Annotated in this window: 14 protein-coding genes and 1 pseudogene; 1 reads left to right on the forward strand and 14 read right to left on the reverse strand. The window is 69.7% G+C overall.

The window, feature by feature from the left end; translation table 11 throughout:
* Positions 1 to 129 precede the first annotated feature (129 nt).
* Both OVA21_RS11150 and OVA21_RS11155 read right to left on the reverse strand, forming a co-directional pair.
* Positions 130 to 2,148: a vWA domain-containing protein gene (locus OVA21_RS11150; protein WP_268092421.1), complete on the reverse strand. Its 2,019-nt coding sequence runs from the start codon at positions 2,146 to 2,148 to the stop codon at positions 130 to 132.
* Positions 2,149 to 2,192: 44 nt separating this feature from the next.
* Positions 2,193 to 3,599: a sigma 54-interacting transcriptional regulator gene (locus tag OVA21_RS11155; RefSeq protein ID WP_216824146.1), complete on the reverse strand. Its 1,407-nt coding sequence runs from the start codon at positions 3,597 to 3,599 to the stop codon at positions 2,193 to 2,195.
* Positions 3,600 to 3,645: 46 nt separating this feature from the next.
* Between OVA21_RS11155 and OVA21_RS11160 the strand changes: the two genes are divergently transcribed.
* On the forward strand, positions 3,646 to 4,062 hold the full coding sequence (locus OVA21_RS11160) for a YccF domain-containing protein (RefSeq protein WP_069389572.1): 417 nt from the start codon (positions 3,646 to 3,648) through the stop codon (positions 4,060 to 4,062).
* Between the two features lie 53 nt (positions 4,063 to 4,115).
* Here the strand turns inward: OVA21_RS11160 and OVA21_RS11165 are convergent, their stop codons facing one another.
* The 12 genes and pseudogenes from OVA21_RS11165 to OVA21_RS11220 form a co-directional block, all read right to left on the reverse strand.
* Positions 4,116 to 4,571 (reverse strand): carboxymuconolactone decarboxylase family protein, encoded by a 456-nt coding sequence (locus tag OVA21_RS11165; RefSeq protein ID WP_268092422.1) that lies wholly within the window; start codon positions 4,569 to 4,571, stop codon positions 4,116 to 4,118.
* Between the two features lies 1 nt (position 4,572).
* The gene (locus OVA21_RS11170) at positions 4,573 to 4,929 is read right to left on the reverse strand and encodes a GNAT family N-acetyltransferase (RefSeq protein ID WP_268092423.1); all 357 of its coding nucleotides are present in this window, start codon (positions 4,927 to 4,929) and stop codon (positions 4,573 to 4,575) included.
* 13 nt (positions 4,930 to 4,942) lie between these two features.
* Positions 4,943 to 5,989, reverse strand: a complete 1,047-nt coding sequence (locus OVA21_RS11175; protein ID WP_268092424.1) for a pirin family protein — start codon at positions 5,987 to 5,989, stop codon at positions 4,943 to 4,945.
* A complete protein-coding gene (locus tag OVA21_RS11180; RefSeq protein ID WP_067716782.1) occupies positions 5,986 to 6,879 on the reverse strand; it encodes an SDR family NAD(P)-dependent oxidoreductase in 894 nt (297 codons plus the stop codon). Before OVA21_RS11180 ends, OVA21_RS11175 begins: the two co-directional genes overlap by 4 nt.
* Positions 6,880 to 6,997: 118 nt before the next feature.
* Entirely contained in the window at positions 6,998 to 7,855 is an 858-nt protein-coding gene (locus OVA21_RS11185) for an LLM class F420-dependent oxidoreductase (protein ID WP_067716785.1), read from the reverse strand.
* 79 nt (positions 7,856 to 7,934) lie between these two features.
* Positions 7,935 to 9,065, reverse strand: a complete 1,131-nt coding sequence (locus tag OVA21_RS11190) for a prenyltransferase (RefSeq protein ID WP_268092425.1) — start codon at positions 9,063 to 9,065, stop codon at positions 7,935 to 7,937.
* Positions 9,066 to 9,071: 6 nt separating this feature from the next.
* The gene (locus tag OVA21_RS11195) at positions 9,072 to 9,791 is read right to left on the reverse strand and encodes a class I SAM-dependent methyltransferase (RefSeq protein ID WP_206474854.1); all 720 of its coding nucleotides are present in this window, start codon (positions 9,789 to 9,791) and stop codon (positions 9,072 to 9,074) included.
* Positions 9,785 to 11,158: a glycosyltransferase family 4 protein gene (locus OVA21_RS11200; RefSeq protein WP_206475028.1), complete on the reverse strand. Its 1,374-nt coding sequence runs from the start codon at positions 11,156 to 11,158 to the stop codon at positions 9,785 to 9,787. The genes OVA21_RS11195 and OVA21_RS11200 overlap by 7 nt, the downstream gene beginning before the upstream one ends.
* 201 nt (positions 11,159 to 11,359) lie before the next feature.
* The gene (locus OVA21_RS11205) at positions 11,360 to 15,319 is read right to left on the reverse strand and encodes a DNA-directed RNA polymerase subunit beta' (RefSeq protein ID WP_268092426.1); all 3,960 of its coding nucleotides are present in this window, start codon (positions 15,317 to 15,319) and stop codon (positions 11,360 to 11,362) included.
* Positions 15,320 to 15,445: 126 nt separating this feature from the next.
* A pseudogene (rpoB, locus tag OVA21_RS11210) lies at positions 15,446 to 18,953 on the reverse strand (DNA-directed RNA polymerase subunit beta).
* A gap of 434 nt (positions 18,954 to 19,387) precedes the next feature.
* Positions 19,388 to 20,077, reverse strand: a complete 690-nt coding sequence (locus OVA21_RS11215) for a hypothetical protein (protein WP_096907032.1) — start codon at positions 20,075 to 20,077, stop codon at positions 19,388 to 19,390.
* Between the two features lie 19 nt (positions 20,078 to 20,096).
* A complete protein-coding gene (locus OVA21_RS11220; protein WP_268092427.1) occupies positions 20,097 to 20,705 on the reverse strand; it encodes a hypothetical protein in 609 nt (202 codons plus the stop codon).
* Positions 20,706 to 20,753: the final 48 nt, after the last annotated feature.

Below are 20,753 nucleotides of genomic sequence, written 5' to 3' on the forward strand. Positions count from 1 at the left end.
CCGCCCCGCATCCGCTACCCGGAATCCGGATCCGCTCCCCCGATACGAGTAGCGGATCCGGATTCGGAGTAGCGGATCTCGCGGTTGCGGGGTGCCCGAGTCTGGCGGTCGGGGCAGCGGCGGGGTGGGTCACACCGCCCAGCGGCCGCCGGCGCTCCACGGGTCGCCGGGCGAGGGCCGACCGCGCCGTGAGTGCAAGAACCGCCCGACCACGGCCGCGCCCAGGTCGTCGACGTCCGGCGCCACCACCGTGCCGTCGACCCTCCGGGCCAGCGCGTCGAGGAACCGGGACAGACCCGGGTCGTCGCCCAGCCGGAAGAAGGTCGTCTGAGCCCCGGTGCGGGCGACCCGGTCCAACTCGTCGACAGTGATCCGGATGGTGTCGGGGTCCGGCGGGTAGGCGAACCACGGCTCCCCGCCGCTGAGCAGGTGAGCGGTGGGTTCGCCGTCGGTGACGATGAGCAACACCGGCTGCATCGTCGGGTGCTCACGGAAGTACCGCCCGGCGAGCAGGAGCGCATGATGCAGGTTCGTGCCGGCCTCGTACTGCGCGTCCAGGGAGAGCAGGTCCTCCACGGTCCGGGTCTGGGCGAAGCGGCCGAACGAGATGAGCTGCAGCCGGTCCTGCCGGAAACGGGTGCTCACCAGGTGGTGGAGGGCCAGGGCCGTACGCTTCATCGGGACCCACCGCCCCTCCATGGCCATGGAGAACGACGTGTCCACCAGCAGCGCCACTGCGGCCTGGGTTCGCGCTTCGGTCTCCCTGACCTCGATGTCCTCGGGCAGGAGCCGGATCCCCGCACCCGTCTCGCCCCCCTCCGCGGCGATCCGGGAGATCGCATTGCCCACGGTCCTGGGCACGTCCCAGGACTCGACGTCACCGAACTCCCAGGCCCGGCTCGACCCCGTCTGCTCCCCCGCGGCCCCCGACAGCCTGGTCTCGCGCGCACCGGTCCGGCCGGACAACCGCTGTGCGGCGTCGCGGAGCAGTGACCTCCCGAGTTTGCGCAGCGCGGCCGGGGAGAGTCGGAGGTCCCCGTCCGGTCGGCGACTGAGGTAGCCGGACTCGCGCATCTGCTGCTCGAGCCGCGACAGCGTCTGCACGGACACCGCCGCCTCGCGACCGAGATGGCGGGCCACCGCCTCCAGGTCGAGTTCGGACAGCGGGGACCTGTCGCTCCGGGAGAGCTGTTCGGCCAGCCGGTCGAGGTCCCCGAGTTCGGCCATGGCCGCGGTCCCCTCGGACATCCCCAGCCCCTCGGAGCCCTCGAAGTCCTCCGAGCCGTCCCAGTCCTCGCCCGGACGCAGGGACTGCAGCAGCCCGTCCAACCGGCCCAGCTGCTCCATCAACTCGGGCGAACCGAACGCCTGCTGCGACAGGGCCATGAGCTCCTCCCGCTGCTCCGGGGTCATCGAGCGCATCATCCGCTGGGCCGCGGCCGCACGCTCGGCGAGGGTGTCGATCAGCTCCTCGACGTCCTTCGGCTGCTCCGGGAACGCGTCGGAGTGCTTGTCCATGAACTCACGGAAGTCCTCGGGGGTGTCCTCTCCGCGGGCGTGCTTGTCGAGCAGTTCGGTCAGGTCCGACAGCATCTCCGACACCGCCGCCCGGTCGGCGTCGGTCGCGTTCTCCAGCGCCTGTTTCATCCCGGCGAATCGGGCGTCGAGCGCCTCGGCGCCCATGAGGTCCTGGATGCGGCGGTACGCCTCGCGGGCGTCGGACGAGGCCCAGTCGTAGTCCTTGAGTTCCCCGACCGCGGCGGCCGGCGAGTCGGGCAGGTTCTCGATGGTCATCTCCCGCAGGGTGCGGTCCATGGGATCCATGGCGGTGTCGCGGGCGAGCTGTCCCCGCTCGGCGAGCAGCGCCTCGTCGAGCAGCCGGGAGACCTCCTCGAGGGTGCCGCCCAGGTGGTTCCGCTGCAGCAGTTCGCGACGTCGACGCTGGATGCGTCCGGCCAGCTCGTCGAGGCCCGTCTGGTCGCGGCCGCCGGTGCGGAGGAACTCCCGCATGGACTGCTCCGGGGAGTACCCGGCCATGACGCCCTCGGAGACCGCGTCGAGCGCCTCGGACAGGTCGAGCGGGGGCGCGAGCGGGTCCGGCCCGCCGATGTATCGCCCGTAGCGGGCGCGGGGCTCTGGTCGCGACATCGCGCACCTCCTGCTCCGGCGGCGCTCGGCAGCCGCCGATGGTGTCAGCCGTAGACGGCGGCGCCGTCCCCGGTCTCCTTGGACAGACGCCGTGAGAGGTAGAGCCCCTCCAGCGCCAGTTCGATCCCGCCGGCCCGCTGGCCGACGTTGGACGCCCCGACCCTGTCGGCGATCTCGTCGTAGAGCCCCGGTTCGGACAGCTCGGGCAGGGCGGCGAGGAATTCGGCGGCGGTGACGCTCGCGCCGGTCGTGAGGGTCACCGACCCGTCGAACGCGTCGACCAGCGGGGTCATGTCGATCCCCCGGAACAGTCCGCGGACGACGTCCACCGTGGCGATGCGCAGCAGGTACCGCAGGATCTCGGTCTCGCGCCCCTCCTCGCCGGGCTCGAACTCGATCTTGCCGCGCAGGACCTCGACGGCGGCGTCCACGTCGACGAGCCGTGCCACGGACTCACCCGGGTCGTCGGCACCCCGCACGGCCGCCCGCCGTCGGGCCGCCGCCGCGACGGTCTCCGCGCCGGCGATGGCGAAGCGGGCGGAGACGCCGGAGGCCTGGTTGATCGAGTCGGAGGTGCGCAGCTCGCGCGTGAACCGGGCGAGCAGTTCCATCAGCGGATCCGGCACCTCGGCGGTCAGCTCGGCTTCCTGCCGCACGACCTCGATCTCGTCGGCCAGGTCGAGCGGGTAGTGGGTGCGGATCTCGGCGCCGAACCGGTCCTTGAGCGGGGTGATGATCCGTCCGCGGTTGGTGTAGTCCTCCGGGTTGGCCGAGGCCACCACCAGCACGTCCAGCGGCAGACGCAGGACGTAGCCGCGGATCTGGACGTCCCGCTCCTCCATGACGTTGAGCAACGCCACCTGGATCCTCTCGGCCAGGTCGGGCAGTTCGTTGAGCGCCACGATCCCGCGGTTCGCGCGCGGCACCAACCCGTAGTGGATGGTCTCCGGGTCACCCAGTCGGCGGCCCTCGGCCACCCTCATGGGATCGACGTCGCCGATCATGTCGGCGACGGAGGTGTCCGGGGTGGACAGCTTCTCCACATAGCGCTCGTCACGGTGGCGCCACTGTACGGGCAGCGCATCCCCCTCACGGGCGATCCGCTCGCGCGTGGGTTCGGTGATCGGCGCGAGCGGGTCCTCGCCCAGCTCGGACCCGGCCACGACGGGCGACCACTCGTCCAGCAACCCGACGAGCGTGCGCAGCAGACGGGTCTTGCCCTGCCCGCGTTCTCCGAGCAGGACGATGTCGTGGCCGGCGATGATCGCCCGCTCGACCTGTGGGATCACCGTCGTGTCGAAGCCGTGCATGCCGGGCCACGGATCGCGTCCGGCGGCCAGGGCCGCGAGCAGGTTCTCGCGCAGCTCCTCCCGGAGGGTGCGGCTGGTGTATCCGGCGGCGCGCAGCTCGCCGAGGGTCTGCACGTTCGGCTTATCGCTCACACCGCCCACCGTAGCCCTGCGATGCCACTTCCGCTTCCGGCATAGGGTGGGCACCATGCGTGCAGTGTTGACCCTCGTCCTCAACATCATCTGGCTGCTGACCGCGGGCATCTGGCTGTTCCTCGGCTATGTGCTGGCCGGGATCCTCGCCTGCATCCTCATCATCACGATCCCGTTCGGGGTCGCGAGTTTCCGGATCGCCGCCTACGTGCTGTGGCCGTTCGGCCGGGAGGTCGTCGACCGGGGCCGTCCCGGCGGGGTGAGCACGGTCGCCAACGTCATCTGGTTCCTGGTGGCCGGACTGTGGCTGGCGATCGGCCACGTCGCCACCGCCGTCGCGCAGGCGGTGACGATCATCGGCCTGCCCCTGGCGTGGGCCAATCTCAAGCTCATCCCGGTCACGTGCTTCCCGTTCGGCAAGGAGATCGTCCGCTCCGACCGGGCGGCGATGGTGCCGGTCGCCACCCGCTGACCGCCCGGTCGCCACCAGCTGACCGCGCACCCCCGCACCGCGGCCGGGCCGGGTCAGTCCTCGATCCTCGGCTGGTGGTGGCTGGCGATCGACACCCGGTTGAAGGCGTTGATCAGCACGATCGTCCACTCGAGCGCCGAGAGCTGCTCGTCGGAGAAGTGGTCGGCGGCGGCTGCGGTCGCGGCGGCGCGTTCCTCGGCGTCGTCCAGCCGGGTCAGCGTCTCGGCCAGTCGTAGTGCCGCCCTCTCCGGGTCACCGAACGCATCGATCTCCCGCCACGCGGGCAGCAGGTCGAGCCGGTCCTGGGAGACCCCGGCCTTGCGGGCCGCCGGCACGTGGGTGGCCAGGCAGGCCGCGCAGCCGTTGAGCTGCGAGACGCGCACGTTGACCAGTTCGAGCAGCGACTCCTCCAGCCCGGCCTCGCCGGAGGCCTCCCGCGAGGCGACGGCGGTGCGGACGAACCGCTTGTAGACCTCCCGCTGGGCGCGGTCCAACTGCGGGACCCCCATGTCAGCCGTCCTCCCCGCCGAATCGCGCCCGGTCGGCGTCCGTGGCCTCCCGGTACGCGCCGGCGAACTCGTCCGCGTTCTTGCCGAGGAAACCCTCCACCATCGAACACACCGGCACGATGGTGACCCCCTCCTCGCGCGTGGCCTCCACCGCGCCGCGCACGAGGGCGGTGCCGATGCCCCGGCCACCGAACTGCTCGTCGACCACGGTGTGGTGGAAGACGCGCTCGCCGGCGTGGTCGCGGAAGTCGGCGTGGCCGGCGACCTCGCCGGAGGCGTCCCGGACCTCGAACGCCTCGGTGGACTCGGCTCGGTCCACGGTCACGGTCGCGCCGGTCTTGTCGGTGTACTCGGTCATCTGCGGTGTCCTCTCACATCGGGGTCGACTGCGCGCGCGGGTCCGGGTTGACCCGCGGTTTGATGGTGGTGGTGGGCAGGGTGGGCGCGGGGAGCCGGGGCAGCCCCCGCGGGTCGTGGCCGATGTACCCGTCCACGCGTCCGAAGCGCTCCGATCCGGCCTCCCACTGCTCGCGGTAGCCCGCGATCTCGTCGTGGGTTCGGCCGATGAAGTTCCACCACATGATGATGTCCTCCTCGAACGGGGTGCCACCGATGAGGACCGCCCGTCCGGCGGTGGTGCCGGTGTTGCGGATCGTCAGGGTGGTCTCGCCGACGCCGGTGTACGCGAGGTGGCTGACCTCCACGTCGACGCCCTCGAGGGTCAGATCACCGGAGTCGACGAGCAGCCCGTGCTCGAAGGCCGGGTCGACGTCCAGTCGCAGTTCGGCGCCGGGGTCGAGCCGGAGCTCCGCGGCGACGAGGGGGGTGTAGGTGGTGACCGACGACGACGAGCCCAGCAGGGACCCCATGAAGACCCGCGCCGATCCGCCGGCGAATCCGACGGGGTCGGGCACGTGGTGATCGAACCTGCGGCCGCTGCTCTCGCGGTGTTCCTCGGGTAGCACGGTCCACAGCTGCACGCCGTGCAGGACGGTGGTGTCCTGGGTCGAGACCTCGGTGTGGCAGATGCCGGCGCCGGAGGTCATGAGGTTGACCTCCCCCGGGCGCACCACCGCATGGTTGTCCCCGGAGTCGTGATGGGTGACGCTGCCCTCGAAGAGCCAGCTCACGGTCTGCAGGCCGGTGTGCGGGTGCGAGGGCACGTCCATGCCGCCGGTGGCCGAGACGTCATCGGGTCCGTAGTGGTCGACAAAGCAGAAGGCGCCGATGAGCGAGCGCTGGCGCTGCGGCAGCGTCCGGCGGACCGTCATCGCCCGCGGCCCGCCCAGGGGCACCTCGCGAGAGGTGATGATCTCCACGACGGCCCCGCCGGGCTGCGCTTCTGCCGAACGGGGCCCGCCCGGCGCACCGCCGGCCTCGCACTCGATCTCGGGCGGGTCGGGGTCGAGGTTGCTCATTCGACGACCTCGCTCATCTCGGCGCGGGCGTCGACGGCCTCGCGGCGCAGCTCCAGCTTCTTGGCGTTGATCTTCCCGCCCAGCGCCAGGACGAGCGCCTTGTCCACGACCGCCACCGGCAGGTGGTCGAGGAGACGTCGGCCGAGGTCCCATCGCACGGCGTAGCGGCGGCGGGGGCGCGCGGTGGTACCGGCGGTCCACACCGCCTCGGCGAGGACGGACGGGTCGGTGGCCTTGTCGTCCTCGCCGGCGGCCATCTCCCCCATCACCGCGGCCATCGCGGCGAACGGCGAACCGGGGGCGGTCGATTCCTGGAAGCGCCGCCGGATCGAGGCGGTCATCCCGGTGCGGAACGGACCCGGTTGGACGAGCACGACGTCCAGGCCGAGGAACATCAGCTCGCGCCGCAGCGCGTCACCGTAGGCCTCGATCGCGTGCTTGCTCATGGCGTAGGCGCCGTTCATCGGCATGCCGTGCTGCGGGCCGGTCTCGGAGCTGATGAGCACTACCCTCCCGCGGGTCTCCCGGAGGAGGTCCCACAGGGCGTGGACGGTGCGCACGGTGCCCATGACGTTGACGTCCAGGACCTGCTGCACCCGGTCCGGATCGGTCTCGGCCAGCGGCCCGATCCCGAGGACGCCCGCGAACGTGACGAGCGCGTCGAGGCGGCCGTGCTCGCGTCGGACCCGGTCGGCCAGGGCGGTGAGCGAGGCGGAGTCGGTGACGTCGGCGGCGAGGGGCGTGATTCGGTCACCGCCGGGCGGCGCCTGGAGGTCGACGGCCACGACGTGCCAGCCCCGGGAGGCGTAGAGCGCGGTGGTGGCGGCCCCGAGGCCGCCCCCGGCTCCGGTGACGACGACGACGGGGGCGGCGGGCGCGCTGGTGTCCATACCCTGACGGTACCGGCGTGCGGAGTCCCGGTGGGGCGCTCCCGGGAGCCCGGCTGCTCCGATCACGGGAGCCCGCCTGCATGACCCCGGCGGGGCGCTCCCGGTGGCCCCGCCCGCGTCAGACCAGGGCGTCGAGGCCGAGTTTGCCGGCGAGGCGGTCGATGTAGGCCAGGACCTCGTCCTCGGTCCGGTCCGGGGTGCCGTAGACGAGTTCGTGGACGCCGAGCTCGCGGTAGGCGTCGATCTTCTCGTGATCCGGTTTCCCGTCGAGGACGACGATGTAGGGCTCGCCCTCCCGGCCGGCCTCGGCCCACAGTTCCCGCAGGGTCCGTACGCTGCCGGCGATGTCCTGGGAGATCGGGGTGGTCATCCAGCCGTCGGCGCTGCGGCAGATCCACTTGAGGTTCTTCTCGGTGCCGGCCGCTCCCACGAGGGTGAGCGGGCCGGGCGTGCGGGCGGTCTTGGGCCAGGCCCAGCTGGGACCGAAGTCGACGAACTCTCCGTGGTACTCGGCCTCGTCGTGCGTCCACAGCTCCCGCATGGCCTCGAGGTACTCGCGGAGCATGGTGCGCCGACGCTGCGGCGGCACGTTGTGGTCGGCCATCTCGTCCAGATTCCAGCCGTACCCCACGCCGAGCACGGTGCGCCCGTCGGAGAGGTGGTCGACCGAGGCGATGGTCTTGGCCAGCGTGAGGGGGTCGCTCTCCACCGGGATGGACACGGCGGTCCCGAGACGGATGGTCGACGTGACAGCCGCGGCGGCGCCGAGGGCGACCCACGGGTCCAGGGTGCGGCTGTACCGCTCGTCGGGGAGCTCGGCGCCGCCGGTACCCGGGTGCGCGGCCTCGCGCCGCACCGGGATGTGCGTGTGCTCGGGAACGTAGAACGCGGAGAACCCGGCGCGTTCGGCGGCCACGGCGGCCGTGGTCGGCCGGATGCCCCGGTCACTGGTGAACAGGGTCAGTCCGAATTCCATGCGTTCTCCCTCGTGCGCTGCGTCGACCCACCGCCTGACACCTGATCAGACAGGTGTCCAGCGGCGGTGTCGCCACAGACTAGCGCACGACGGCGGCGGGTGGGCAGACCTCGCCCGCCACGCACTCGGCCGGATCGCCCGGCTGGGACTGCAGACGCTGCATGGTGTGGTGCGAGACGTAGCGGAAGATCTCGTTGCCCGGGGTGGTGCGCGAGAGGGCGTCCGCCGCCAGCAGCATGACGGCCGCTGTCCAGGTACTCAGCTCGACCGGCCACCGCTTGCCGTCGGCGAAGACGAGTCCGGTCCAGTAGGAACCGTCGGTGTCCCGCAGGTGCTGCATGTTGGTGAACTGCGCGAGCGCCTGATCGTGTCGCCCGGCCGCCTCCAGGGCGAGCACCAGCTCGCACGTCTCGGCCCCGGTGACCCACGGCCGGTGGTCGACGCAGCGGATGCCCAGTCCGTCCACCACGAAGTCGTCCCACCGGGAGTCGAGCCGCGCCTGCGCCTGCTCCCCCACCATCACGCCGGCCAGGACCGGGTAGTACCAGTCCATGGAGAACTCGTCCTTGGGCGTGAAGAGCTCGGGGTGGGCGCGCAGCGCATGGCCCAACCGGTCGGGGGCGGCGTCCCAGTCCGGCGCGCTCCCGCCGAGCTCCTCGGCGATCGCGACGCCGCAGCGCAGCGCGTGGTGGATGCTGGACGAGCCGGTGACCAGCGCCTCCTCGCAGAAGCCCTCGGGACCGGCGCCCCACCACATCTGCCCCTCGGGCCCCTGGAACGTCAACACCAGGTCGAGTGCCCGGCGCACCGTCGGCCACATCGACTCGAGGAAACCGGGCCTGCCGCTCACCAGGTGGTGGTGCCACACGCCCACCGCGACGTACGCGCAGAAGTTGGAGTCGACGTCGCCGTCGGCGACGTGGTCGTCCTGCCACTTCATCGGCCACGACCCGTCGCCCCGCTGGGTGTCCCGGAGGAACCCGTACGCCCTCTCGGCGGCCTCCCACTGGCCCGCGACGGACAGGCCCATCGCCGACTCGACGTGATCCCAGGGGTCGGTGTGACCGCCGGTGAACCACGGGATCTCACCGCTGGGCTTCTGGACGGACGCGAGCCACTCGCCGGTGGCGCGGACCGCGTCGGCGTCGAGGACCCCGGGCACGGTGGGGACCGGACGATGGCTGGTGACTCCGGTGTTGGGCGTCTGCACGGACGATCAGGCCTCCACGGGCTTACGCAGGTAGAACACGATGGACTTGCCCATCACCGGGTTGAGCACCTTCTCGGCGGTCCGGGTGACCCAGGGCCCCTTCATCAGGTCCCAGACGAGCAGCTTGTGGTACGCCTTCGGCAACGGGTGGTCGTCGTTCTCCGTGCCCACCGCGCACTTGAGCCACCAGTACGGGGCGTGCAGCGCGTGGGCGAACCCGGTGCCGGTGACCTCCAGCCCCGCCGCGCGGAGCTTGAACCCCAACTCCTCGGCGGTGTAGATCCGGCAGTGCCCACCCGGGTTGGAGTGGTAGGCGTCGGACAGCTTCCAGCAGAGCTTCTCCGGCCACTCACGCGGCACGGTCACCGCGGCGACGCCGCCCGGCTTGAGGATCCGCACGAGTTCGGCGATGGCCTTGGTGTCCTCCGGGACGTGCTCGAGCACCTCGGAGATGAGCACCAGATCGAAGGTCGCGTCCTCGTACGGCATGTTGAGCGCGTCCCCGGTGACGGCCTCCCCCTTCGAGGAGGGCAGCCCCTCGCCCTCGGCCTCCATGGCGGCGAGCATGTCGGAGACCTGCTGCATCTCGTCGGCGTTCTGGTCGAACGCCGTGACGTCCGCGCCACGCCGGTAGAGCTCGAAGGTGTGACGACCGAGGCCGGCCCCCACGTCGATGGCTCGCATACCGGGGGTGACCCCGAGACGGTCGAAATCAGCGGTCAGCATGCGGCGTCCTCCTGCTCACGGATGGTGTACTCACCGGACTCCGGGAGCACCTCGGGCACGTCGTCGGTGACGTGCTCGTCGATCTCTGTCTGATCCGGCCCGAGGACCGGCCCGGCCGTCAGGTCCGGCAGCGCGTCGCCGCGGACCCGGGCGATCGCCGCCTCGTAGACCTCGACGGTCCGGCGGGCGACGGCGGCCCAGCTGTAGCGCTCCATGACCCGGGCACGGCCGCCCTGCGAGAGGCGTTGCCGCTCGGCCGGGTCGGACAGCAGCGCGCTGATCTCACGGGCCAACGCGTCGACGTCGCCCGGCTCGACCAGGCGGGCCGCCGAGTCGTCCGTGCCGACGACCTCCGGCAGCGCGCCGGCACGCGTCGCGACGAGTGCGCAGCCGCTGGACATGGCCTCCACCGCCGGCAGGGAGAATCCCTCGTACATACTCGGCACGACCGCGATCTCGGCCGACCCGACGAGATCGGCGAGCTCGTCGTCGTCGACCCCGGACACCAGGTCCACCGCGTCCCGCAGGCCCAGCTTGTCGAGCAGCCTGGCGGCCTCGCCCTTGCGCTTGAGCTTGGACACCAGCGTCAGACGCACGCCCGGGTGCTCCTCGCGGACCCTGGCCAGCGCGCGCAACAGGACCGGCACCCCCTTGAGCGGCTGATCGGCACTGGCCACGCAGACCAGGCGGCCGGGCTCGCGCACGCGACGATGGTGGAACCGGTCGGTGTCCACGCCCAGCGGGATGGTGACGATGCGGTCCGGGTCCACGCCGAAGTCGGTGGCGATGTCGTCGGCGGAGTTGCTGGAGACCGTGATGATCTCCTGCAGCTTGCGGGAGACCCGCATCTGCATGCCCAGGAACCCGAACCAGCGCCACGTGGTGATCTTCTTGCGCAGCGGGGCCTCCTTCATGGCCAGCGCGCGATCCCGCGTGATGGGGTGGTGCACCGTGGCCACGACGGGGAAACCCGCCTTCTCCAGGTCCAGCAGGCCGGATCCCAGGCACTGGTTGTCGTGCACCACGTCGAAGTCGTTTAGACGTTCCCGGAGTGTGCGCGCGGCCCGCATGCTGAACGTCCGCGGCTCCGGGAACCCGGCGGTCCACATGGTGACCACCTCGAGAACGTCGATGAGGTCGCGGATCTCCCGCGGGTGCGGCGTGCGGAACGGGTTCGCGTCGTTGTACAGGTCCAGACTCGGGACCTCGGTGAGCGTGGGGCCCGGGTCGAGTTCCGGGTAGGGCTGACCGGAGAACACCTCGACCGTGTGTCCGAGTGCTGCCAACTCGCGGCTGAGGTGACGGACGTAGACGCCCTGGCCCCCGCCGTGTGGCTTGCTCCGGTACGAGAGCAGCGCGATCCGCACTTCTCGATCGCCTCCTTCATGGTCGTCGGCCCGCCGTCGGCGAGTGTCGCGGGCCGCGACGGGCACATCGGGAAAGTCTAGAACACGTTCGCCCCGGTCCCACACACGGCCGGACGAACGCACCGGACCCCCGGCGCGAGAGGCGCTCGGGGGTCCGGTGTCGGTGTCACTCCACGGTCGGTTCGTCGCCGTGGGGCCTGCTCAGTAGCCCAGGTCGTCCAGGCGGACCGAGGCGCCGGTGGCGTCCCCGAACCCGTCCTCGGGACCGTAGAAACCATCGCCGTAGTCCGGGATGGAGTACGCGGCGGCGCGGGCCTCCTCGGTGGGCTCGACCGTCGAGTTCCGGTAGCGGTTGATACCGGTACCCGCCGGGATGAGCTTACCGATGATGACGTTCTCCTTGAGGCCCACGAGCTTGTCCGACCGCTTGTTGATGGCGGCGTCGGTGAGCACGCGGGTGGTCTCCTGGAAGGAGGCAGCCGAGAGCCACGAGTCCGTGGCCAGCGAGGCCTTGGTGATGCCCATGAGGACCGGACGCGCCGAGGCCGGCGAGCCGCCCTCGGTGAGCACGCGGCGGTTCTCCGCCGTGAGCTCGGCACGCTCCACGAGCGCACCGGGCAGGAACTCGGTGCTGTTCGAGTCGTTGATCGCGACTCGACGCATCATCTGACGGACGATGACCTCGAGGTGCTTGTCGTGGATCGACACACCCTGCGCACGGTAGACCTTCTGCACCTCGTCGACGAGGAACTTCTGGACACCGTTGGGGCCGAGGATGGCCAGCACCTCGTGCGGATCGGCCGGGCCCTCGAGGAGGGCCTGCCCGCGCTCGAGGTGATCGCCGTCCGCGATCGGGCGGGAGGAGCCGTCCTCCAGCTCGATATGGGCCAGGCCCTGGCGCTTCGACAGCTTCTCGTAGACGATCTCGTCCGCACCGTTGTCCGGCACGATCGTGATCGTGTAGAAGCGCTCCTCCTCCTCGAGACGGATCCGGCCCGCCTCCTCGGCGATCGGCGCCTTGCCCTTGGGCACGCGGGCCTCGAAGAGCTCCTGCACGCGCGGGAGACCGCCGGTGATGTCGTCACCGACGCCACCCTGGTGGAAGGTACGCATCGTCAGCTGGGTGCCCGGCTCACCGATCGACTGGGCGGCGACGATGCCGACGGCCTCGCCGATATCCACCAGGAGACCGGTGGCCATCGAGCGGCCGTAACAGGTCGCACAGACGCCGGTACCGGTGGTGCAGGTGAGGACCGACCGGACCTTGACCTTCTCGATGCCGGCGACGATCAGCGCCTCGATGTTCGGGTCACCGAGGTCGGTGCCCGCGGCGACGATCACGTTGCCGTCGGCGTCGAGCGCATCCTCCGCGAGCGTCCGGGCGAACGTCGAGGTCTCGACGTGCTCGTCGCGCTCGAGGGACCCGGTCGGGCTGCCGTGGACGTCCATCACCGGGCGGGCGATGGTCGTCTCGACACCCTTCGACGTCCCACAGTCGGTCTCGCGCACGATGACGTCCTGCGAGACGTCGACGAGACGACGGGTGAGGTAACCCGAGTCGGCGGTACGCAGGGCGGTGTCGGCCAGACCCTTACGGGCGCCGTGCGTGTTCATGAAGTACTCGAGCACGGTCAGGCCCTCGCGGAACGAGGACTTGATCGGCTGCGGGATGAACTCGCCGTTCGGACGCGTCACCAGACCCTTCATGCCCGCGAGCGAGCGGATCTGGGTCATGTTGCCCGCCGCGCCCGACTTCACGATCGTCGGGATCGGGTTGGAGTCCGGATAGTTCTCCTCCATGGCCTGACCGATCTCGTCGGTGGCCTCCTGCCAGAGCTTCACCAGGTCCGACTTGCGCTCCTCGTCGGTGATCTTGCCGAGGTCGTACTGCGACTCCAGGCGCGCGGCCTTCGCGTCGTACGAGGCGAGGATCTCCTTCTTGGCCGGCGGGACCAGCACGTCAGACATGGCGATGGTGACACCCGAGCGGGTGGCCCAGTAGAAACCGGTGTCCTTGAGCTTGTCCACCGTCTGCGCCACGACGATCATCGGGTAGCGCTCGGCCAGGTCGTTGATGATGACGGCCTGACGCTTCTTGGGCATCTGCTCGTTGACGAACGGGTAGTCCGCCGGGAGCAGTTCGTTGAACATCACGCGACCGAGGGTGGTCACGGTCAGCCACTCCTGGCCCTGCGTCCAGCCCTCGGGGAACTGCTCGGCCTCGACGTCGGCCGGCGGACGCTGGTGCGTCAGTCGGACCTGGATCGGGGCGTGGATGTCCAGCACGCCGAGGTCGACGGCCATGATGGCCTCCGACGGCGTCGAGTACACGCCCACGGCGGGGGTGTCCTCGGAGGCCGGGACGTACGAGCCGGTCGCACCCTCGTCCAGACGGGTGAGGTAGTACAGGCCGGTCACCATGTCCAGACGCGGCATGGCGAGCGGACGACCCGACGCCGGCGACAGGATGTTGTTCGAGGCGAGCATGAGGATGCGCGCCTCGGCCTGCGCCTCCGCGGACAGCGGGAGGTGCACGGCCATCTGGTCACCGTCGAAGTCGGCGTTGAAGGCCTCACACACGAGCGGGTGCAGCTGGATGGCCTTGCCCTCGACGAGCTGCGGCTCGAACGCCTGGATGCCGAGGCGGTGCAGCGTGGGCGCACGGTTGAGCATCACCGGGTGTTCGGCGATGACCTCTTCGAGCACGTCCCACACCTGGTCGCGCTGACGCTCGACCATGCGCTTGGCGGACTTGATGTTCTGCGCGTGGTTGAGGTCCACCAGACGCTTCATGACGAAGGGCTTGAACAGCTCGAGCGCCATCAGCTTGGGCAGACCACACTGGTGCAGCTGCAGCTGCGGGCCCACGACGATCACGGAACGACCGGAGTAGTCGACGCGCTTGCCGAGCAGGTTCTGACGGAACCGGCCCTGCTTGCCCTTGAGCAGATCCGAGAGCGACTTGAGCGGGCGGTTGCCCGGGCCCGTGACGGGCCGGCCACGACGGCCGTTGTCGAACAGCGCGTCGACGGACTCCTGCAGCATCCGCTTCTCGTTGTTGACGATGATCTCGGGGGCACCGAGATCCATCAGACGCTTGAGGCGGTTGTTGCGGTTGATCACACGACGGTAGAGGTCGTTGAGGTCCGAGGTGGCGAAGCGGCCACCGTCGAGCTGGACCATCGGACGCAGCTCCGGCGGGATCACCGGGACGGCCCCGAGGACCATCGCGGCCGGGTGGTTGCCCGACTGCAGGAACGCGGAGACGACCTTGAGCCGCTTCAGGGCGCGGATCTTCTTCTGACCCTTGCCGTTGCGGATGATCTCGCGCAGCGACTCGGCCTCGGCGGAGAGGTCGAAGTTCAGCAGCAGCGCCTGGATCGCCTCGGCGCCCATGCCGCCCTCGAAGTACTCGCCGAAGCGGTCCTCGAGCTCGCGGTAGATGCCCTCGTCCACGATGATCTGGTTGACGTCGAGCTTCGTGAAGGTGGTCCAGATCTCGTCGAGACGGTCCAGCTCGCGCTGGGCCGACTCGCGGATCTTCTTCATCTCCTTCTCGCCGCCGTCCTTGACCTTGCGGCGCTGGTCGGCCTTGGCCCCCTCGGCCTCGAGCTCGGCGAGATCGGCCTCGAGCTTCCGCGCGCGGGCCTCGATGTCGGAGTCGCGCTCGTCCTCGATGATCTTGCGCTCCTCGAGGACCTGGGCCTCGAGGGTGCTCAGCTCGTTGTGACGCAGCTCGGTGTCGACGCCGGTGATGACGTAGGCGGCGAAGTAGATGATCTTGTCGAGATCCTTGGGCGCCAGGTCCAGCAGGTAGCCCAGACGCGACGGGACGCCCTTGAAGTACCAGATGTGGGTGACGGGCGCGGCGAGCTCGATGTGGCCCATGCGCTCGCGACGGACCTTGGCGCGGGTCACCTCGACGCCACAGCGCTCACAGATGATGCCCTTGAAGCGCACGCGCTTGTACTTGCCGCAGTAGCACTCCCAGTCCCGGGTGGGGCCGAAGATCTTCTCGCAGAACAGGCCCTCCTTCTCCGGCTTGAGGGTGCGGTAATTGATGGTCTCCGGCTTCTTGACCTCGCCGTAGGACCAGTTACGGATGTCCTCGGCCGTCGCGAGGCTGATGACCAGCTCGTCGAAGTAGTTGACGTCCTGCACGTAGGCGTCCTTTCCCGGGTGGGATGATGGCGGGCCCCTCGCGGGGTGGGGCCGGTGTGGGGCCCGCCGAGGTGGAACTCGAATCTGTCGGGTGCGGGGTTCGGGCGGCGTGGGCCGCCCTCCCGCCTACTGGGCCAGCTCGTCGGCCGCCGATGACTCGTCGCGCGAGAGGTTGATCCCCAGGTTCGCGGCGGTGCGGTCGAGATCGTCGTCGTCGCCCTCACCCAGGGAGACGGCCTGGCCGTCGCTGGAGAGCACCTCCACGTTGAGGCAGAGCGACTGCAGCTCCTTGAGAAGCACCTTGAAGGACTCCGGGATACCCGGCTCCGGGATGTTCTCGCCCTTGACGATCGCCTCGTAGACCTTCACACGGCCCACGACGTCGTCGGACTTGATGGTCAGCAGCTCCTGCAGCGTGTACGCGGCGCCGTAGGCCTGCATCGCCCAGCACTCCATCTCACCGAAACGCTGGCCACCGAACTGGGCCTTACCGCCGAGCGGCTGCTGGGTGATCATCGAGTACGGACCGGTCGAACGCGCGTGGATCTTGTCATCCACGAGGTGGTGCAACTTGAGGATGTACATGTAGCCCACGGACACCGGGTACGGGAACGGCTCGCCGGAGCGACCGTCGAAGAGGGTCGCCTTGCCGTCGGCCTGCACCATGCGCTCGCCGTCACGGTTCGGCAGGGTGCAGCCGAGCAGACCGGTGATCTCCGTGTCCGCCGCGCCGTCGAAGACGGGCGTGGCCGTGTTGGTACCGGCCTCGACGCTGTGGATCTCCTCCGGCAGCTTGGTCGCCCAGTCGGGCAGGGAGCCGTCCGCCTCACGCGGGACCTCCCAGCCGGCCTTGGCCAGCCAGCCGAGGTGGGTCTCCATGATCTGACCGATGTTCATACGACGCGGGACACCGTGCGTGTTCAGGATGATGTCCACCGGCGTGCCGTCGGGCATGAACGGCATGTCCTCGGCGGGGAGGATCTTGCCGATGACGCCCTTGTTGCCGTGACGACCGGCGAGCTTGTCGCCGTCCTGGATCTTGCGCTTCTGCGCCACGTACACGCGCACCAACTCGTTGACGCCGGGGGGCAGGTCGTCGTCGTCGTCCCGCGAGAAGACGCGGACGCCGATGACCTTGCCGGACTCACCGTGGGGCACCTTGAGCGAGGTGTCGCGCACCTCGCGCGCCTTCTCACCGAAGATGGCGCGCAGCAGACGCTCCTCCGGGGTCAGCTCGGTCTCACCCTTCGGGGTGACCTTGCCGACGAGGACGTCGCCGTCACGGACCTCGGCGCCGATGCGCACGATGCCGCGGTCGTCGAGGTCCGCCAGGACCTCATCGGAGACGTTGGGGATGTCCCGCGTGATCTCCTCGGCGCCCAGCTTGGTGTCGCGGGCGTCGATCTCGTGCTCCTCGATGTGGATGGACGTGAGCACGTCCTCCTCCACCAGGCGCTGCGAGAGGATGATCGCGTCCTCGTAGTTGTGGCCCTCCCACGGCATGATCGCGACGAGCAGGTTCTTGCCCAGCGCCATCTCGCCGTTCTCGGTGCAGGGGCCGTCGGCCAGGACCTGCCCGACCTCGACGCGGTCACCCTCGTCGACGATCGGACGCTGGTTGGAGCAGGTGCCCTGGTTCGAGCGCGCGAACTTCGACAGGCGGTAGGTCTGACGCCCGCCGTCGTCGTCCATCACGGTGATGAAGTCGGCCGAGACCTCCTCCACCATGCCCGGGGCGGTGTTGACGACCACGTCGCCGGCGTCCACGGCCGCGCGCAGCTCCATACCGGTGCCGACGAGCGGCGCCTCGGAACGCACGAGCGGCACGGACTGCCGCTGCATGTTCGCCCCCATCAGGGCACGGTTGGCGTCATCATGCTCGAGGAACGGGATCATCGCGGTGGCCACGGAGACCATCTGTCGCGGCGAGACGTCCATGTAGTCGACATCGCCCGGCTCGACCATCTCGACGTCACCGTGCTTCTTGCGCACGAGGATGCGGTCCTCGACGAAGCGGCCGTCGGCGTCGATCTCCGAGTTGGCCTGCGCCACGACGTAGCGGTCCTCCTCGTCGGCCGTGAGGTAGTCCACCTGATCGGTGACGACGCCCTCGTAGACGCGGCGGTACGGCGTCTCGATGAAACCGAACGGGTTGACCCGCGCGTACACCGAGAGCGAACCGATCAGACCGATGTTCGGACCCTCGGGGGTCTCGATCGGGCACATGCGGCCGTAGTGCGAGGCGTGCACGTCGCGGACCTCGAGCCCGGCGCGCTCACGCGACAGACCACCGGGGCCCAGCGCGGACAGACGACGCTTATGGGTCAGACCCGACAACGGGTTGTTCTGGTCCATGAACTGCGACATCTGGGAGGTTCCGAAGAACTCCTTGAGCGCCGCCGTGATGGGCCGGATGTTGATCAGCGACTGCGGGGTGATCGCCTCGGAGTCCTGCGTGGGTCATGCGCTCGCGGACGACACGCTCCATGCGGGACAGGCCGACGCGGACCTGGTTCTGGATGAGCTCACCGACGGTACGCAGACGACGGTTGCCGAAGTGGTCGATGTCGTCGACCTCGACCGGCACCTCGCGGCCACCGGCCACCTGCATCGAGTCGTCGCCCGCGTGGAGGCGCACGAGGTACTCGATGGTGGCGGCGATGTCCTCGCGGGTGAGCGTCGTGGTGGCGTCACCCTCGGGGTCGGGCAGACCGAGCTTGCGGTTGACCTTGTACCGACCGACGCGGGCCAGGTCGTAACGCTTCTCCTTGAAGAACAGGTTCTCCAGGAGCGCCTCCGCGGACTCGCGGGTCGGCGGCTCGCCCGGGCGCAGCTTGCGGTAGATCTCGAGCAGGGCCTGGTCGGTGTCCTCGACCGTGTCCTTCTCGAGCGTGGACATCATGATCTCGGAGAAGCCGTAACGCTCCTTGATCTCGGTGGTCGTCCACCCGAGGGCCTTGAGCAGGACGGTGACCGACTGGCGACGCTTGCGGTCGATGCGGACGCCGACGGTGTCGCGCTTGTCGACGTCGAACTCGAGCCACGCGCCACGCGACGGGATGACCTTGACGGAGTGGACGTCCCGCTCCGTGGACTTGTCACGCGAGCGATCGAAGTACACGCCCGGCGACCGGACGAGCTGGGAGACGACGACCCGCTCGGTGCCGTTGATGATGAACGTGCCCTTGTCGGTCATCATGGGGAAATCACCCATGAAGACCGTCTGGGACTTGATCTCACCGGTCTCGGTGTTCTCGAACTCGGCCGTGACGAACAGGGGCGCCTCGTAGGTGCGATCCTTTTCGCGGCAGTCCTCGAGGGACGCCTTGACCTCTTCGAAGTAGGGCTCCGAGAACGAGAGCGACATCGATCCGGAGAAGTCCTCGATCGGGGAGATCTCCTTGAGGATGGACTCCAGGCCTCCCTCGAGGTTCGTGGTACCGCGCGAGGCGGCCCTCTCTTGCCACTCCTCCGAGCCGATGAACCACTCGAACGACTCCGTCTGGAGGTCGAGCAGCCCCGGGACCGGCAACGGCTCGGAGAGTTTCGCGAACGAAACCCTCCGGGGCGCACCGGGAACGGTGGAGACTGACGTGGTCTGGCGGGAGACTGCCAAGATGGGTCCTTCCAGCACCTCACGTGATCACCACGGGCGGTGACCACAGATGTATCTGCGAGCGGTCCGCCGACGGGTATCCACCCAGGTCCGCCGCGATATCGAGGGCTCGGAAAGCACCCGGCGGAACCGGGAGTGAGCCGTCACGGACGGACGGGAGGGCAAATAGCAGCCAGCGCAACGACCTAATCTAGCGGAAGGCGGCGACAAAGTCCAGCCTTCAACGGAGTGTCCCCCGGAGGCTGGTCCCGTGCGTGGTGCGGCGTCCGTCTCTGCGCTGGTTGCCCTCGTGGCTCTCGCCTCATCGGCCCCGGTCGGGACGTCGCACCCGGGCCGCGTCGCACTCGACTTCTGCGGCACTCGCCCGATGCACCTAAAGGGTGACGGGTGAAAGCACTTTCGTCAAGGATCCGACCCGGTCGGTTGCCGGATCGGGTCCAGACCCGCCCTCGTCAGGAGGGCAGATCCGGGATCCTCGACAGTTTCCACACGCCGTCGATCTTGTCCAGACCGACGAGATAGGTGCCGCTGGTGCTTCCCGCAGCCGTGCCGTCCCTGGTCATCGACACATCCTGGACCAGCAACACCTCGGCCTTGTCACCCTGCAGGTAGGCCAGACCGGCCTCGCGGACCTCCGCGTCGACGCTCGTCGCGGACTGCTCGTAGCTGTCACGCAACGCGGGCCAGTTCTCGTCCAGCTCGTTCACGAGCTTCGGGGTGAGGAATTCCCCCAGGGAATCGTGGTACTCGTCGAGGGTCTCGTGATCGATGGCCACGAGCCGCTGGACGTTGGTCGTCGCCGCCGAGAGGACCTCCTCGGTGGCCTTCCGGTCAACGAACGCCCTGTTGTCCACGTCGACGCCGGGTTCTGTCGCCAGGAACGCCCCGACGGCCGCGGCGACCAGCCCCACCGCGATGGCGGAGTACGCGATCGTCCGCCCACCGGGACGTCGGCCGGCACGCCGCTCCCCGCGATCCGCCCGGGTTCCGGTGCCGCCCACCTCGTCGTCGTCGTCTCGTCCGTCCCACGTCGTGGGGCGCGCGGCGCTCCCGCCCTCGGGTCGGGTCTGTCCGGCGTGTCCGGCCAGTCGCCTACGCGGCGCCGGAGTGACCGACTTCTGTGTCCTCTTGATCGGTGGCATCAGCGACTGTCGTCCTTCGTCATCGTCCGGCGGAGGTGGTCGGCGCGGGGGTCGACTCCTCCTCGGTGGCCGGGGCGTCCTGTTCCTCCGGCGTGTTGAGCTCCTCCACGGACCGGCTGGACTCGCCCACCGGGACCGTCACGCCCACCTGGTTGACCGCGTCGGCCTTCCAGGTGCCGTCCTCTCGCGTCAGGTCCACGCGCATCGCCTGACGGCCGGTGATGTCATCCTGGCCCTCCCGCTCGGAGTGGGCGGTGAACACCACCAGGACGGCGGCGTCGCCGGCCTCGAGGTCCAGGGTCTCGACAGCGGTGTGCGAGACCGTGGCCGTGGTGACCGCCTTCTGCTCCACGACGCGCGTCCGCACATCGTCGGCCCACTGCTCCTGCTCGGTGAGGAACTCGCCGGTCGAGGCCTCTGCCAGCTGCTCCAGCGAATCGTCGACGTTCCGGTGGTCGAAGCTGAACGCGTTGATGATCACCTGGGCGGCGACGTCGGCGGCCGCCTCGCGCTCGGACGCCACCTCCTGTGCCGACCGCGCCTGGGCGTAACGCACCCCGAACACCCCCAACGTCGCCAGCCCCGCCACGAGGATGATCGCCGCGAGGACCACCAGCCATCTCGGCACGGTCCCCGTCCCCGCGGGGCGGCGCGCGCCCCCTCCGTTCCCTGCGAA

The sequence above is a fragment of the Dietzia sp. SL131 genome (assembly GCF_026672565.1).
In the GTDB taxonomy this organism is placed as follows: domain Bacteria; phylum Actinomycetota; class Actinomycetes; order Mycobacteriales; family Mycobacteriaceae; genus Dietzia; species Dietzia kunjamensis.